Genomic DNA, 15257 nt, shown 5'->3' with positions numbered 1-15257 from the left:
CCCGCCATCATGAATGCCCCTGCCTATCCAACAACGGCATATACAATGATACTTACTTCAGTTCCAGATGACTAGGCCGTAGACTCATAAGCTCTGAGCCACAGCCGCATTGACGCGAGTTGGACCATAGCGAGGAAGTTGGCTGCGAGCTTGTCGTAGCGGGTGGCAACGCGGCGGAAATGCTTCAGCTTGGAGAAGAAGCGCTCTATGAGATTGCGCTCACGGTAGAGCCGTTTGCTGAAGCACGGTTTCCACTTGCGGTTGCTCTTCGGCGGGATGTTTGGCGTTGCCCCCTGATCTTGGATCAGCTCGCGGATGCGGTCGGCGTCATAGGCCTTGTCCGCCAGCACGATCGTGTGCGGGCCAAGATTATTAAGCAGCGTGTCCGCGATCTGCCCGTCGTGCGTTTGCCCTGCGGTCAGGCCGAGCCGGATCGGGAGCCCCTGCGCGTCGACGACGACGTGGATCTTGGTCGTAAGCCCGCCTCGGCTGCGACCGAGACAATGATCTGGCCCCCCTTTTTTGCCGTCGCGGCCTGCTGATGGGCGCGAACGGAGGTGCTGTCGATCATCTGGATGTCGCCGTCGTGCGCGGCGGTGATGGCGTCCATCAGCCGGTCCCACACGCCTGCCTTCCGCCATCGCACGAAGCGGTTATAGCAGGTAGTGCGTGGGCCGTAGCGGTCTGGCAAGTCACGCCATGGCGCGCCCGATCGCAGCACCCAGAAGATGCCATTCAGTACACGGCGATCATTGACGCGCGGCACGCCTCGGGGCTTGTTGGGCAGTAGTGGCTCAATCACCCGCCACTCGAAATCGGTCAGATCATATCGGCTCATACCGGTCCTGAATCACAACAGCGTGGCTCACGGAAGCTACTTTCTGGATAATTTTCGTTCCTGCGGTTTATACGATCGGTAGGTTCAATCGAGGGGCTGGCACAATGGTAGGCACAGTCGCGAAGAAGAAGCGGGTCAAGCTGCTTCAAGGCGACCTTTTTGAGTTCTCGGGTGAAGATGGGCGGTTAGGCTATGGCATCGTGACCATGCCGGGAGGTGTTTTTCACGCTGCGTTTATGAAAACGATGCACGCCGAACGACCCACGATAGAGGCAATTCTTGCTGATGAGATCGCGCTTGTCGGCACGACAATGGACAGCCTGTTCTTCCATGGCCGCTGGGTTGTGATCGCTCACGATCAACCGTTGCCTCAAGACATCCCATTTCCGAACTGGAAGGTGCACATCAACGGCGAGCTTCGCACCACCGACTTCGAGGGACTGCGCCATTGGCCGATACGGCCCGATGAATTGGACTTGCTCGATTTCAAAACCAGTCGATCACCGATCGCTTTTCAAAAGGCCATCGAGGCACTGAACGGGATCGGGGAATGGCGCGACAGCTACGATGAGCTTACCCTCGCATACGCACGCCGCCGTGTGACCCGGACTTAACGAGCTACAGGGCTCTTATGGGTTCACGGCCTAGATCGGCGCCTATCCCGCGGTGTCAGGGCTTCAGTCCGAAGTCCATCGCCGACCGCCGGAATTCGTCGAGCTCCGATCCGACGAACTGCAGCGTTGCTTCGAAACCGTCGAAGAGATCGTAGAGCGGCGTCAGGGTGCGGTGGACCACGTCGGCGAAATCCTTCTGAAGCTCGGCGACACTTGTGGCCGTTGCGAGCTTTGCTGCGCTGGTGCGACTACGCTGCGCGTCTGCAAGCGGCCATTGGCGCAGCGGCGCCGCCCACGAGATGAGCTGGCGCCCCTCGAGACCGGTGTAGCGGCTCTCGAAGAGCACCGGGGTCGCCGGATCGAGTTCAAGCGCTTGCGCCAGATTGAGGATATGAACGAAGATTTCAGCGGTCCGCCAGACAGGAAGCGTGAGATCTAGGATCGTCCCCGGTTCGAGGTTGCCCGATCCGTCTTCTTGAAAACCGCGCCGCAGGTAACCCTTGAGATCACCCGTCACCTGCCAGAAATCGCTGTGCGCGGCGTCGAGGAACAGACGGTCGGCTGCCGGATCGCCAAGCCAGCACTCGATGAGTCCATCGCGTATGACCGGGCGAATGCCTCCTTTGGTCGGCACCCAGAACGGGGTCCAGCCCGAGGTGGACGGCAAGCGAGCAAGTATGGTCCGGAGCTCACCGAGAGTCTCATCGCGTTCGCCACTGCCGATTTCATAAGCGTAGGAGACATGCCCAAGCGGCTGGCGTGAAGGGTGCGACGGACCGAGCGGCACGACGAGTTCGGCCCAGCGCTGGCGCGCCGCGCGGATGAAGGCCGCAAAGCTCCCCGGTGCACTTGGCAGGATGACGAGGCCGAGCGCGTCGAGAATGTTGAACACCTTTTCGAGGCGAAGCTTGATGTCGCCTTGCTCGAACGCGTTAACGGTCGGCAGGCTCACTCCCGCCAGCGCGGCGAGCGACTTTTGCGTATGCCCTTCTGCCTTGCGGCGGCGCACGGCCTCGTCGACGAGACTCGGCCAATCGAGCGGCCAGCTGCTCATGTGAAAATCCTCCGGCTGTTCTCCTCGACGCCCGCTTTGAAGCGCTCGCGGAAATCGCTTTCGTCGACTGGTGTCGTGAAGCGTAATATCTTCGGATCGGCGAGACGCTTCTCGAGGTCGGCGAGCGCGAGTTCAACGGCGGCCTTCGGTAGTCCTATTTCGAGCCCGAAGGTTTCGACGATACCGCGCGACAGCGTATCGAACTCGCGCTTCCTGCCGCCGATTGCGAGCGCGGTCTCGCGGCTGAAGGGATAGAGGAGGCTGTTCAGTAGATCGTATGCCGGACTGAGGCGGAGGCCTTCGGGCCGCTCGAGCAGCGAGAAATTCTTGAGATGGGCATCGGCGTTGCCGAGCGCGAAATTGAAGACGACGAGCCGGAAATAGCGATCGAGGTCGATCCGCGCGCGAGATGAGAAATCGGCGATCGCGCTCGCCGCTTCCTCATAGCTCGAATCATATTTACCGCCGAACTCCGCGCCGCGCGGCTTGGCCAAGATCTGCGCGAAATCCTCGAGGCGGAGCCGCGCGCCCTCTTCGCGGTCGAAGCGCTCAACGAGCAGGGCGAGTCCGTCGATGCCCGCGATCACTGCGGGTGCGCCGCGCGTCACCTCGGTCTCGCCCAATATCTCGCGCGCGAGGCGCAGGCTTAGTGCCTCGTTCTGGACGAGCGTCGGCTCGTCATTATGATTGAACTTCGCGATATGCGTTGCCGGGTCCTTGGCCTCGATCGACGGGCGGAAGCTCTTGCCGTCGTGCCAGGCGAGCAGCTTGCGCTGGACGCCCGACACGGTACGCGATGCGGTGACCGCGGCTTCCTCGATAACGCTTCCGTCGACATCATGTACGGGCGCGACGCCGTCCGCGGGGAGGACGCCGACTGCGCCAATGCAGTCGGCCCCATATTGCAGCAGGATCCCGAAATCATCCTGGTCGGCCGCGCCGCCCGCGCGCGCCTGCAATCCGCGGAGCCAGCCTTCGGGCCCGAGATGCTGGAAGTAGGGTATCAGCCCGTCGCGGTGAACATGATCGCGGCGTGTTGCGGGCAAGGCGCAGGCGATGTCGGTGTTCCAGCCGTCGGCATAGGTGAATTGGCTCCCGCTACCGAGTTCGCTGAGCACGCCGGCCGGCTTACCTTTGAAGGTGATGATGGCGCTCCGATCGGGAATGGCGCGTCTCCGACTCAAAATTCTGTTGCAAACTCGCTATCATGAGGCATGATTTCAATCAATTTTAAATTTTGCTCGTAAAATCCCAAATGACAACCTTTAAATTAATTCGACGATCGAATATCAAGAAAAGGTGCCAGAAGGCACAAAATCCTCTTAGAAATCAATTTAAAGCGAAAATCACCTGCATATCGGCCATCAAGATCGGTAATCTTCAAAGCCATAGCCGGCATTCGCGCAAGGGGGCGAGCCGACCGCCCTCCCAGACGGCATTGGCGGCATAAGACGTGCGCGCGATTTCACCCATTGGCCCTCGCCCGGCCAGCTGTCGGCGTACGCCCGTGCTTCGCCTAATCGCCAGGCCATCGAGGCTGATCCGCCATGCCGCTTCGTCGACCGACAGGATTTCGATCGGCGGCGGCCCTCCCTTGCGCTGAGGGGAAGCCGTCGACATCGTCGAGGTTGAGATCGACCTCGGCGTCGACCACGGTCTCGGCGGGGCGCGTGACGCTGGCTTCACCGGCAGCCCGTGCGAGCGCACCTTCGAAGCAGGCCGACCAGCCGGCCGCAGGACGTCGAGCTGGCCGTCCGAGCTTTTCGCCGCGCCGTCGCGGCCTCCGACGGTGTGGACATGGGCGGTGTAAAGGGTCTTTTTGGTCATGATGTTACTCCTGTTTCAGGGGTGGAATCGTGGGAGTGAGTTAAAGCTGCGGCAGGAGCACCAAATGACAGTCAGCCTCTCATTGGGCGCAACGGTCGGGCAGCGCCGGCGACGCTTGAGAAAGGCCATGCATCTCAAGACTGTCTATAGATGGTTTGAGTTTGGACCCTTGAATGAGAGCGGTGCATTAAGCGTCAGCCTGCCCGTGACGCGCTGGGATTGCTGCCTGATCGCCTTTTCAAGCACGTCCAGATCATCGAGAATGCGGCAGCAACCGCCAACGATCGGCCCAACGAAACTGGGGCCAGCTGACGACCCAATTGCAGACGCCGTTGACGTGACCCCCAGCTTTCCTCCAGCTGGTATTAGAGCCGGGCAGTTGTTTTGCGCATCAGCGCGGTTGAAGCAATGGGCTGCGTAGCGGAGCCCGTAGGGCCTAGCGAAGCAGGCCATTGCTTATCGAGTTCGGCGGCGAACGCCGCCGGTGTCTGGTATCCCAGGGCCGAGTGCGGCCTCTCCCGGTTATAGTCTTCCACCCAAGCGGCGATCTCGACCCGGGCATGCGCCAGGCTCAGGAACAGGGTCTCGTTCAGCAGTTCGTCGCGCATGCGGCCGTTGAAACTCTCGACGTAACCGTTCTGCATCGGCCTGCCCGGAGCGATATAATGCCACTCCACGCCCATCTCCCCGCACCACGCGAGCACCGCGTTGCTGGTCAGTTCGGTGCCATTGTCGCTGACGATCATGCCGGGCTTGCCGCGCTGAGCGATCAACTCGGTCAGCTCGCGCACCACCCTTCGCCCGCAGATCGATGTGTCCGGCACCGCCGCCAGGCACTCTCTGGTCACATCATCGACCACGTTGAGCACCCGGAAACCGCCTTCCTGACGCCATCTGGTCGTGAACAAAGTCCAAGCTCCAGCGCTGGTTCGGCAGAGCCAGAACCGGAGCAGGAGCCCTTGTGCCGACAGCGCGCCTGCGGCTTCGCCGTCGCCTGACCGCGAGCCCCTCCTCACGATAGAGCCGCTGGGTCTTCTTGCGGTTGATCATCACGCCCTCCCGGCGCAGCAGGATGTGCAGACGGCGATAGCCGAAGCGCCGACGCTGGTTCGCCAACTCGCGCAGCTTCTCACGAAGTGCGGCATCATCGTCCCGCGTGGAACGGTAGCGCACGCTCTTGCGATCGGCATCAATGACACGGCACGCCCGCCGCTCGCTCATCCCGTGGCACGCCTGGAGATGAGCGACGGCTTCCCGACTGGCAGCGGGCGTCACCACTTTTTTGCGAGAAGATCTTTCAGTGCAGCCTGATCCAGCATCGCATCGGCCAGCAGCCGCTTGAGCTTGGCGTTCTCGCTCTCGAGTTCCCTCAGCCGCCGGGCCTCGGACACCTCCAGACCGCCATACTTCGACCTCCAGTTGTAGATCGTCGCTTCCGACACCCCATGCCGCCGAGCCAGATCAGCGGTCTTCGCTCCCGCCTCAGCCTCCTTCAGCACCCCAATGATCTGCTCTTCCGAAAACCTCTTACGCTTCATCTCGTCCGTCCTTCTGTCAGGGCCGGACTCTAATCGCACTTGGAGGAAAATCAGGGGGGCACGTCAATCTTCATCTCGAAGTGATCGCGCTGCCCATCGGGGCGAAGACATGAACGGCTGCCGCCTCGTCAATACGAGAGGCCAGCCGCACTCATGAGCAGTCGGAACAACAATGCGAGGGCCCCAAGAGCGAGGACGCTTGCCGCCCAGATCAGCACGAGCCACCCCAGGCGCGTTTTACAGCTGCGCGATCTGTGCTGGAAGATCATCAATGATACCCCTCACCAGCCTTCACCTTTCCCCGAAACACATAATAGGACCAGCCAGTGTAGCCGAGGATGAAGGGAATGATGAACAGCGCCCCGACAAGCGTGAAGCCCAACGCCTGGGGCGGACCTGCAGCGTCCCAGATCGTGAGCGCGGGCGGAAGCAGGTAAGGCCACAGGCTGATCGTCAGGCCGCTATAACCGAGGAAGAGAAGACACAGTGCCAGCAGGAACGGGCTTGCATGGCTGCCGGGCCGCAACCGCAGGAGCAGTAACGCGGTTACCGTCAGCACCAGCACAGGCACGGGCGAGAAAAACAGCAGATTGGGCAGGCTGAACCAGCGCCCCGCGATCGCGGGGTGCGCAAGCGGCGTCCACAGGCTCACGATACCGATCGTGACCACAAGCGCGAGTGTTACAGGTCTGGCGACACGAAGCATGCGCTGCTGCAACGCGCCCTCGGTCTTCATGATCAACCATGTGCTGCCCAAGAGCGCATAGGCCACCAGCAGGCCGAGGCCGGTGAAGAGGCTGAAGGGCCGCAGCCAGTTGAGCCCTCCTCCCGCATAGGCGCCGTCCACCACTTCAAATCCATCCATGAAGGCGCCAAGCGTCACGCCCTGGAAGAAGGTGGCGATATAGGACCCCCATGCGAACGCCTTGTCCCAGAATGGGCGGTGCGCCTCGTCAGCCTTGAACCGGAACTCGAACGCAACGCCGCGCCAGATCAGCCCCCCAAGCATCAGCACCAGCGGCAGGTAGAGCGCGCTCAGGATCACCGAATAGGCAAGCGGGAAAGCCGCAAGCAGGCCCGCCCCGCCCAGCACCAGCCAGGTTTCGTTGCCGTCCCAGACCGGGGCCACCGTGTTCACCATGGTGTCGCGATCGGACCGGTCGCGGATGAAAGGAAAGAGTATGCCGATACCGAGATCGAAGCCGTCCATGATAACGTACATCATGAGGCCAAAGCCGATGATGATCGCCCAGATCAGGGGAAGATCGATACCCATTTTCTTAATCCTTGCTGGAGGCGGGCGTGTGCACGACATCGTCCGGCGCGGCCGACAACGGCCGGGCGGGCCGCAGGTTCTGCGTCGGTTCATGGGGATTTGGACCAAGGATGTGATCGCCTGGCTGCGGCCCGCGCCCGATCAGCTTCAACATGTAGGTGATGCCGGTTCCGAAAACCGCGAAATACATGACGATGAAGACAATCAGGGTTGTCGAGAGAGCAAGCGCGCTATGGTTCGAGACTGCATGTTCGGTACGCATCACCCCGTAGACGACCCAGGGCTGACGGCCGATCTCCGTCGTGAACCAGCCTGCGAGGATCGCAATGAGGCCTGACGGTCCCATCGCGACTGCGAAGCGATGCAGAAGCTTCGACCGGTAGAGCCGCCCGCCGCGCCGTGCCGCCAGTCCCCAGGCGCCGAGCAGCAGCATGAGGAGTCCGAGCCCGACCATGACCCGAAAGCTCCAGAACACGATGGTTGAATTGGGCCGGTCCTCTGGCGGGAATTCCTTCAGGCCGGGTATCTGCCCGTTGATATCGTGTGTGAGGATGAGGCTGCCCAGGCGTGGCAGCTCGACGGCATAGTCGGTGCTCTCCGTCTTCATATTGGGCAAGCCGAATAGGATCAGCGGAACGCTTTCTCCCCGCCTGTTCTCCCAATGCCCTTCGACCGCCGCGATCTTGGCGGGCTGGTGCTGCAAAGTGTTGAGCCCGTGCATGTCTCCGACGACTATCTGAAGGGGCGCCACGAAAAGCAGCATCCAGAACGCCATCGACAGCATCTTGCGTACCGCCGGCGTATCCCTGCCCTTGAGCAGATGCCAGCCCCCCCCGGCGCCGACGAACAATGCCGTCGCCAGAAAAGCGGCCACCGTCATGTGCGCCAGGCGATAGGGAAAGGATGGGTTGAAGATCACCTTGAGCCAGTCGGTCGGCACCACGCGGCCGTCGACAATCGCGAACCCCTGCGGTGTCTGCATCCAGCTGTTGGAGGCTAGTATCCAGGTTGCCGAGACCAGGGTCCCAAGCGCTACCATCAGCGTTGCGAAGAAATGCAAGCCTGGCCCAACCCGGCTCCAGCCGAAGAGCATGACACCGAGGAAACCCGCTTCCAGAAAGAAGGCGGTAAGCACCTCATAGGCCAGGAGCGGTCCGGTCACGCTTCCGGCAAAGGTCGAAAAATAGCTCCAGTTGGTGCCGAACTGATAGGCCATCACCAGGCCCGAGACGACGCCCATGGCAAAATTAACCGCAAAGATGCCCGACCAGTAATGGTATAGTTCGCGGTATACGGCGTCCTTCTTCCACAACCATAGCCCCTCCAGCACCGCCAGGTAGCTCGCCAGCCCGATCGTGATCGCGGGGAATATGATATGAAAGGAAATGGTGAACCCGAATTGTATTCGGGCGAGTTCCAATGCGGTCAATCCGAACATGATGCTGCGTTTTTCCTGCCGAATTCCGGTTCGGCTCGCGCTGGCCCGTCATGACCAGCATCATTGAAGATGACCGATGATCTCGGCCTGGTGTCCACGTGCAGTTGGAAGATATCCGGACGGGCGTAATGCCCCACCACGTCGAGGTCGTACTTGCCTCGGACAATGCTGCGCCGATCGAGCTCGGCGACAAGGATCGCCTCGCTCCCGAACTCTGGACCGGCAAGGATATTGCCCATGGGATCGATGATGCACGATCCGCCGCGGATCAGCGCTGGTACGTCGTGCTGCGTTGCGGGGATTTCTCGCGGGTGATCCTTGCGGTCGAGATACTGGCAGGCGGAGAGCACGAAACAGCGGCCTTCCAGCGCTATTGTCCGCATGGTCGGGAGCCAGGTGTCGCGATCGTCCACCGTTGGGGCGCAATAGAATTCGATCCCTTGCGCGTACATGGCGGCACGCAGGAGCGGCATATAATTTTCCCAGCAGATCACGCTGCCGATCCGGCCGATACTCGTGTCGACGACCTCGAGCGTCGATCCGTCCCCGAGGCCCCATACCAGCCTTTCCAGTGCAGTCGGCATGAGCTTGCGATGCCGGCCAAGAAGCTGGCCGTTGGGGCCGAAGGTAAGCGCGGTGCAGTAAAGCGTCCCCCCGGCGCGTTCGACGACACCGGTCACGAGGTGGACGCGGTGCTGGTGCGCAATCCGCGCGATCGCGATCACGTCGGGCCCGGGAACCTCGATTGCGCTTTCAAAATACCGTCTGAAATCCTCTCGCCCTTCGGCGCTGCGGGTGCCAAGGCGTGCGCCGAAATCCCAACCCTTGGGGTAGCCCCCTACAAAGGCCTCCGGAAAGACGACCAGCGACGCCCCCTCTGATGCGGCTTGCGCGCAGAGCTCGCCAAGTTTCCCGATCGTGGCTGCGGTATCGAACAGCACGGGTGCCGCCTGGACAACGGCGGCCTTGACGATCGGCGCGATCACGATGCGCTCCCCGACGTGTTTTCGGAACAAGGCGCGGGCGCACTGCCCAAGGCACATTCCGCTTGCCAGGCGCTCATGAGTGATGTGGCGCGCCTCTCGATTTCAGCGAGCGTCCGCCCGGGTGCATAGAGGTTGGAGCCCAGCCCGAACCCCGCGGCTCCCGCCAGCTTCCAGTCCCGCAAATTCGCCTCCGAGACACCGCCGCTGGGGAGCACGGGCATATCTGGCGGAAGTACCGTCTTCACCGCCTTCAGAAAGGCCGGCCCGGCCGTGTCCGCAGGGAACAGCTTCAGGCCATCCGCCCCGGCCTCGATGGCCAGGAACGCCTCGCTCGGCGTCATGAATGCAGGTAGCGAAATCAGCCCTCGCCGCCTGGATTGACGGATCACCTCCACCTCAGCGTTGGGCGACACGATGATCCGTCCGCCCACTTCGCAGACGGCGTCCACCTCATCCGGCCTTAACACCGTACCCGCCCCTATGAGAACGTCGTCACCAAATACACGGTGCAGCAGGCCAATGCTCTCCAGCGGACGGGGTGAATTGAGTGGCACCTCGATCGTGCGAAACCCCGCCCCGACCAGGATTTCAGCTACCGGCAAGGCTTCGTCCGGCGTGATGCCGCGCAGAATTGCGATGAGCGGCGGATTGCCGAATTTCGCGAGGACATGGTCCAAGTTCACAGGTGCGATCTCCTTGCTGAACGGCGGCGCTGACTGAAAGCGGCCGCGATGGGGATAAAGTTTGCGCGTACTGCAGCGCTGCGCACTACGTTCCACCGCGCCGACGGCCGGCCATCACATGCTGCGTTGCCACCGGACGGCACCGTTCAGGCCGCGAGCCGCCTGTCGTGCCATCCGAGCCGGTGGCGGGCGTCCATCAGTGCATCGAGCAGCGCGCGCATATGAGCTTCGGTGTGGAACGGCGTGGGCGTGAGCCGCAGCCGCTCCTGGCCGCGCGCAACGGTCGGGTAGTTGATCGGCTGGACATAGATGTCGTGCTCAAGGAGCAGCATGTCGCTGGTTGCCTTGCAGAGATGCGCATCTCCGATGACGAGCGGGACGATATGGCTCGCGGTATCGGGAACGGGCATGTCGGCAGCGCGCAGCATTTCGACGAGACGCCGCACCCCCGCCTGCTGACGCGCGCGTTCCTCGGCGCTGGCCTTGAGGTGCCGTATCGCAGCCGTCGCGCCGGCCGCGAGGTGCGGGCAGATCGATGTCGTGAAGATGAAGCTGTCGGCGCAGCTGCGGATCGCGTCGATCAGCAGCGCAGAACTCGCGACATAGCCGCCCATCACGCCAAACGCCTTGGCCAGCGTGCCCTCGATGACGGTGAGGCGGTGCGCGAGCCCCTCACGCTCGGCAATTCCGCCACCGCGCGGACCATAAAGCCCAACTGCATGCACCTCGTCGAGATAGGTCATCGCCCCATATTTGTCCGCGACGTCGCAGATCGCCGCGATCGGGGCCACGTCGCCGTCCATTGAATAGACGCTCTCGAACGCCACGATCTTCGGACGATCGGGGTCCACCGAACGCATAAGCTCCTCGAGATGCGCGGCATCGTTGTGACGAAAGATGAAGCGCTCGGCACCCGACCGGCGCATACCTTCTATCATCGAATTGTGATTGAGCGCGTCGGAGAAGATCGCACAGTCCGGAAGTATCCGGCCGAGCGTACCCAGCGCGGCGAGATTCGAGATCCAGCCCGAGGTGAAGACGAGTGCCGCTTCCTTGTCGTGAAGATCAGCAAGCTCGACCTCGAGCTCGATATGTCCGCGGTTGGTTCCCGAGATGTTGCGCGTGCCGCCGGTGCCCGCGCCAAACCGGTCAAGCGCGCCGTGCATGGCGGCGAGCACCTCCGGGTCCTGGCCCATGCCGAGATAGTCGTTGCTACACCACACCGTGACCCGCCGCGGCGTACCGCCCGGCGGGTGCCAAAGCGCCGCCGGGAACTCGCCAGCGAGCCGCTCCAGCTCAATGAACGTACGGTAGCGCCCGTCGAGCTTCATCTCGCCGATCAGCGCTTCAAACCGCGCAACATAATCCATGCTTTTGACCCTGCTTTTGCTATCCCTGACGGGATGACGATCCCGCGCACTTGCGCCGGCCGATCAATACATACAATGTCCATATATATGGATAGAGGGGAAATGCAATGGTGGATGATCGCGCGCCCGATGGATGGCGCCCTGCAATTCAGAAGAGCGCCGGCCCGTTATATCTTGCGATTGCCGACGCACTTGCGGCCGACATCCAGACTGGCGCGCTTGCTGCGGGCGACAGGCTCCCACCGCAACGCTCGCTTGCCGAGGCACTCGACATCGATTTCACCACCGTGAGCCGTGCCTATGCCGAGGCGCGCAGGCGTGGCCTGGTCGAAGGGCGCGTAGGGCAAGGCACCTATGTCCGGGCGGGGCGAGCGAGCCGCGAGTCGCAGCGTGTGCCATCGGGCCTTGTCGACATGGCGATGAATCTCCCGCCCCATTTCGACATCCCAGCCCTCGCCGCACGCCTCTGGGCAGGCATAGGCGCGCTCGAAAGCGAGGGCGGCATGGCTCTCATCCTGCGCTATCAGGAAGCTGGCGGCACCACCGCGGATCGGCTCGCCGGCGCCGCCTGGCTGGAAGGTCGCCTGCCACAAACCGCGAGCGACCGGATGCTGGTTTGCCCCGGGACCCAGGGGGCATTGCTGGCTCTGGTCACCGTGCTTGGCAAGGACCGCCGCCCGGTGGCGGTCGAAGCACTGACCTATCCCGGTTTTCGATCGCTTGCCGAGCATCTCGCCATCCCGCTCACCCCGGTGGCAATGGATGAAGAAGGGATGGATCCTGAAGCTTTCGAGCGGGCCTGCCGCGAGCACAAGCCGGGCCTGCTCTATTGCACGCCGACGCTCCACAACCCGACCACGGCAACGATGTCGCTGGAAAGACGCGAGGCGGTCATTGCCGTTGCGCGCAAACATGGCGTCATCGTCATCGAGGATGACGCCTATGGTAAATTGTCTGGAAGCGCGCTGCCCCCGCTGGCAGCACTGGCACCCGACATCGTCTATCACGTCGCAGGACTCTCGAAATGCCTCTCACCCGCGCTACGCGTCGCCTATCTCGTCGCACCCGACGCTCGCGCGGCCAGCCGGCTGACCGGCGCGATCCGTGCAACCACATCCATGGCGTCTCCGCTCGGGACGGCCATCGCCACCCGGTGGATTGAAACGGGGCTGGCCGAGGAAGCGCTTGCCGCGATCCGCGAGGAGACCGAGGCGCGCCGCAGGATCGCGATTGAGCTGTTGGGCGCGAGCGGCCTCGTGACCGCGCAGAACGCGTTTCACGCATGGCTATCGCTCACCGAAGTCTGGACGCGCGGCGAATTCGCCATGCGACTTCGATCAGCCGGCGTCGGCGTGGTCCCGAGCGACGCCTTTGCACTGAGCCGGCCGCCGGAAGCCGTGCGGCTAGGGCTGGGCGCCGCCCCTGACCGGGAGCGCCTGACGGCCAGCCTGCAGACGATGGGCGACCTCATAGCGCAATCGCCCGCCTTGTCATCGATGATCGTATAGGGCCGTAAATGTATTAACATTGAATGCATGCAATATGCATAGCGCCGCCGTCGAACCGCGCATCCATGCCGCGCCCGTTGGGCCGGCCGGGCAGTCGTCCCCCCGTCTGCCAGTGGATCGCGGTTCGGCATATCGATTGAGGGGTCCGATTGCATGCATGACAAATTCTGGAACCGCCGGCACCAGCTTGACCGGATGATGCTGGGCAGTTTCACTACAGCCTTTTTCTTGTCCCTTGTGGCAGGATCGTGATACATGTTTCAGCGGAAGCAATGCACACGAAGCATTGGTCAACGAGTAGACCGCTTCCCGCGCGTTGACGAGGATAATCCTTGGCACAATGCTCAAACATGGCGCGCCATATGGCGACCATGTCCAGATTAGAGATCTGATGTGTTGTCGGCGATAGGTCGGCAGCGCATTTCAGTATACGCCCAAAACTCTCGAATCCATGTGAACCTCATGAGCACAATTACTTCTCGCTTCGGTGACAGGTTACAAATGAGAGGAGGCCCGTGATGGCGACTACGAAGATGCGCAAGGTGCTTGGGCTGGCGCTCGCTGGCTTAGTTTTGACCAGCACGCCGCTGCTTATAGCGTCACAGGAAGGCACGCCGAAACCAGAAGGCTCAAGACCAGGAGGCACGAAGCCCGAAGGTAGCCAAAGCAAAGAAGAAGCAAAAAAAATTGGAGAACTATTTAGAAATGAGTGTAAAACTTTGAAACCACCAGAAACCTTGAGACAATGTTGCAATAGGGTCAACGACAAGCTTTGTTCGCCGACATATGGAGCGAGCGCTTGCAAGGCTTCTTTTCAAGCGTGTCTAAAGGGACAGTTCGTCTCATAGCCGGTGTGGTAGAAATGATTGACGCGGACCGGCCACGTTAGGTGTTTAGTCCCGCAGAGTGGTGACACGGGTCGATTTTGAATCGGCTTGGCTCTTCTGTCCAGATGCGGGCGACATATTCATAGGGGGTGAGGCCTCGAAGGGTCTTGAGCCGCCGGCCATAATTATATGCGTCGATGAACAGCTGGAGATGCTGCCGAAGCTGGTCGTGGCGATCATAGTGATAGCGCTTGACGGTCGCGTCCTTGATGGTGCGGTTCATGCGTTCGACCTGTCCGTTGGTCCACGGGTGGTTCGGCTTGGTCAAGCGATGCTCGATGCCGTGCTCGCGGCAGATCTGATCGAACCGGTGGACGCGATAGCGGGCGGTCCAGCTGTCCCGGTTGCGCGGCAGGTCGGCGAACTGGATGCCATTGTCGGTGAGGATCGTGTGGAGATCGTACGGCACAGCCTCGATCAACGCCTCCAGGAAGGACACCGCGGTCGGTCGGTCGGCTTTCTCGTGCAATTGGGCACAAGCCAGCTTCGAAGTGCGATCGATTGCGACATAGAGGTGCAATTTCCCCTCTTCGGTGCGGACTTCGGCAATATCCATGTGAAAATAGCCGATCGGATAGACCTTGAACTTCCGTTTCTCGGTCTTGTCGTCTTGCATCTCGGGCAGCCGGCTGATGCCATGGCGCTGCAGGCAGCGATGGAGGGCTGACCGGGTCGGGTGCGGAATTGTGGGCTGCAACGAATAAAGACAGTCATCGAGCGGTAGCAGGGTGTGGCGGCGAAACGCCACAATCATCGCCTCTTCTTCGATCGTCAGCACCGTGGAATGAATGGCCTTCGGTCCCATCGGGGCGTCGGCAACGGTCGCCCGTTTGCGCCACTTCTGAACCGTTGTCGGGCTGATGCCATGGCGCTTGGCCAGCGCCCTCACGCTTTCTTCACTCCGCTGTATCGCTCGACGGATCGCCTCAGTCGTTCTGGCGCTGCCGTGTAAAACCTGCCCCATAGCCCCTCCCGCCAAGCGTGATAATTACCCGTGTCACCACTCTGCGGGACTAAACACCTAACACTGTGCGATGTGTGTCACGATTTGTGTCATCGTTTCGCTTGACGATTGACCTCAGTGGCAATTAACTTCAAAGGATCCGCAGATTTCTGCGGCTTTCGGGAGGCGTCGGTTGAGGCGGTCGATCACTCGGTCTATTTTGTAAACCGAAGGTCGGGGGTTCGAATCCCTCATCCGGCACCAAGCCTCCCCAAGCCCTTGGGGAAGCTAGAAA

14 protein-coding genes and 1 pseudogene are annotated in these 15257 nt (G+C 61.6%); 3 read left to right on the top strand and 12 right to left on the bottom strand.

Features of this window, described 5'->3' with window-relative positions:
* Positions 1 to 71: 71 nt before the first annotated feature.
* Positions 72 to 838 (bottom strand): IS5 family transposase gene (locus AC3WJD_RS20605; RefSeq protein WP_492748632.1). Its coding sequence is split into 2 segments (ribosomal slippage): positions 72 to 529 and positions 529 to 838, totalling 768 coding nucleotides; the frame shifts between segments, so codons are not numbered across the junction.
* A 104-nt stretch (positions 839 to 942) separates the two neighbouring features.
* Here AC3WJD_RS20605 and AC3WJD_RS20600 point away from each other — a divergent pair.
* Complete coding sequence (locus AC3WJD_RS20600) at positions 943 to 1452, top strand: Imm26 family immunity protein (protein WP_492748631.1); 510 nt, start codon at positions 943 to 945, stop codon at positions 1450 to 1452.
* Positions 1453 to 1507: 55 nt separating this feature from the next.
* On the opposite strand, the gene AC3WJD_RS20595 is transcribed toward AC3WJD_RS20600, so the two are convergent.
* The 10 genes and pseudogenes from AC3WJD_RS20595 to hemA form a co-directional block, all read right to left on the bottom strand.
* Positions 1508 to 2506 (bottom strand): helix-turn-helix domain-containing protein, encoded by a 999-nt coding sequence (locus AC3WJD_RS20595; protein ID WP_492748630.1) that lies wholly within the window; start codon positions 2504 to 2506, stop codon positions 1508 to 1510.
* Positions 2503 to 3690: a type II toxin-antitoxin system HipA family toxin gene (locus AC3WJD_RS20590; protein WP_492748629.1), complete on the bottom strand. Its 1188-nt coding sequence runs from the start codon at positions 3688 to 3690 to the stop codon at positions 2503 to 2505. The genes AC3WJD_RS20595 and AC3WJD_RS20590 overlap by 4 nt, the downstream gene beginning before the upstream one ends.
* Before the next feature lie 196 nt (positions 3691 to 3886).
* Positions 3887 to 4333: a hypothetical protein gene (locus AC3WJD_RS20585; protein WP_492748628.1), complete on the bottom strand. Its 447-nt coding sequence runs from the start codon at positions 4331 to 4333 to the stop codon at positions 3887 to 3889.
* A gap of 365 nt (positions 4334 to 4698) precedes the next feature.
* Positions 4699 to 5871: pseudogene (locus tag AC3WJD_RS20580) on the bottom strand (IS3 family transposase).
* Positions 5872 to 5999: 128 nt separating this feature from the next.
* A complete protein-coding gene (locus AC3WJD_RS20575; protein WP_492748627.1) occupies positions 6000 to 6140 on the bottom strand; it encodes a DUF2474 family protein in 141 nt (46 codons plus the stop codon).
* On the bottom strand, positions 6140 to 7147 hold the full coding sequence (gene cydB, locus AC3WJD_RS20570; RefSeq protein ID WP_492748626.1) for a cytochrome d ubiquinol oxidase subunit II: 1008 nt from the start codon (positions 7145 to 7147) through the stop codon (positions 6140 to 6142). Before cydB ends, AC3WJD_RS20575 begins: the two co-directional genes overlap by 1 nt.
* A 4-nt stretch (positions 7148 to 7151) precedes the next feature.
* Positions 7152 to 8585, bottom strand: coding sequence for a cytochrome ubiquinol oxidase subunit I (locus tag AC3WJD_RS20565; RefSeq protein ID WP_492748625.1), 1434 nt, complete (start codon positions 8583 to 8585; stop codon positions 7152 to 7154).
* A complete protein-coding gene (locus AC3WJD_RS20560; protein ID WP_492748624.1) occupies positions 8573 to 9571 on the bottom strand; it encodes a carbon-nitrogen hydrolase family protein in 999 nt (332 codons plus the stop codon). Before AC3WJD_RS20560 ends, AC3WJD_RS20565 begins: the two co-directional genes overlap by 13 nt.
* Positions 9568 to 10254 (bottom strand): 2-dehydro-3-deoxy-6-phosphogalactonate aldolase, encoded by a 687-nt coding sequence (locus tag AC3WJD_RS20555; RefSeq protein WP_492748623.1) that lies wholly within the window; start codon positions 10252 to 10254, stop codon positions 9568 to 9570. Before AC3WJD_RS20555 ends, AC3WJD_RS20560 begins: the two co-directional genes overlap by 4 nt.
* A gap of 146 nt (positions 10255 to 10400) precedes the next feature.
* Entirely contained in the window at positions 10401 to 11624 is a 1224-nt protein-coding gene (gene hemA, locus AC3WJD_RS20550) for a 5-aminolevulinate synthase (protein ID WP_492748622.1), read from the bottom strand.
* A 107-nt stretch (positions 11625 to 11731) separates the two neighbouring features.
* On the opposite strand from hemA, the gene AC3WJD_RS20545 reads away from it, so the two are divergent.
* Together AC3WJD_RS20545 and AC3WJD_RS20540 are read left to right on the top strand one after the other, a co-directional pair.
* Positions 11732 to 13132: an aminotransferase-like domain-containing protein gene (locus AC3WJD_RS20545; RefSeq protein WP_492748621.1), complete on the top strand. Its 1401-nt coding sequence runs from the start codon at positions 11732 to 11734 to the stop codon at positions 13130 to 13132.
* A 518-nt stretch (positions 13133 to 13650) separates the two neighbouring features.
* The gene (locus AC3WJD_RS20540; RefSeq protein ID WP_492748620.1) at positions 13651 to 13980 is read left to right on the top strand and encodes a hypothetical protein; all 330 of its coding nucleotides are present in this window, start codon (positions 13651 to 13653) and stop codon (positions 13978 to 13980) included.
* A gap of 37 nt (positions 13981 to 14017) precedes the next feature.
* Here AC3WJD_RS20540 and AC3WJD_RS20535 read toward each other — a convergent pair whose 3' ends face one another.
* On the bottom strand, positions 14018 to 14983 hold the full coding sequence (locus AC3WJD_RS20535) for an IS481 family transposase (RefSeq protein WP_492748619.1): 966 nt from the start codon (positions 14981 to 14983) through the stop codon (positions 14018 to 14020).
* Between the last annotated feature and the right edge of the window lie 274 nt (positions 14984 to 15257).

The sequence above is a fragment of the Sphingobium sp. FW306-1B-F04DB genome (assembly GCF_058781925.1).
Note: the sequence above shows the minus strand (reverse complement) of the source record. Positions and strands in the feature narration are given on the sequence as shown.

What these genes read in the sequence shown, in the direction of transcription:
- AC3WJD_RS20600 (WP_492748631.1), top strand. Translation starts at nt 943, where the DNA reads ATGGTAGGCACAGTCGCGAAGAAGAAGCGGGTCAAGCTGCTTCAAGGC.
- AC3WJD_RS20595 (WP_492748630.1), bottom strand. Translation starts at nt 2,506, where the DNA reads ATGAGCAGCTGGCCGCTCGATTGGCCGAGTCTCGTCGACGAGGCCGTG.
- AC3WJD_RS20585 (WP_492748628.1), bottom strand. Translation starts at nt 4,333, where the DNA reads ATGACCAAAAAGACCCTTTACACCGCCCATGTCCACACCGTCGGAGGC.
- AC3WJD_RS20575 (WP_492748627.1), bottom strand. Translation starts at nt 6,140, where the DNA reads ATGATCTTCCAGCACAGATCGCGCAGCTGTAAAACGCGCCTGGGGTGG.
- cydB (WP_492748626.1), bottom strand. Translation starts at nt 7,147, where the DNA reads ATGGGTATCGATCTTCCCCTGATCTGGGCGATCATCATCGGCTTTGGC.
- AC3WJD_RS20565 (WP_492748625.1), bottom strand. Translation starts at nt 8,585, where the DNA reads ATGTTCGGATTGACCGCATTGGAACTCGCCCGAATACAATTCGGGTTC.
- hemA (WP_492748622.1), bottom strand. Translation starts at nt 11,624, where the DNA reads ATGGATTATGTTGCGCGGTTTGAAGCGCTGATCGGCGAGATGAAGCTC.
- AC3WJD_RS20545 (WP_492748621.1), top strand. Translation starts at nt 11,732, where the DNA reads ATGGTGGATGATCGCGCGCCCGATGGATGGCGCCCTGCAATTCAGAAG.
- AC3WJD_RS20540 (WP_492748620.1), top strand. Translation starts at nt 13,651, where the DNA reads ATGGCGACTACGAAGATGCGCAAGGTGCTTGGGCTGGCGCTCGCTGGC.
- AC3WJD_RS20535 (WP_492748619.1), bottom strand. Translation starts at nt 14,983, where the DNA reads ATGGGGCAGGTTTTACACGGCAGCGCCAGAACGACTGAGGCGATCCGT.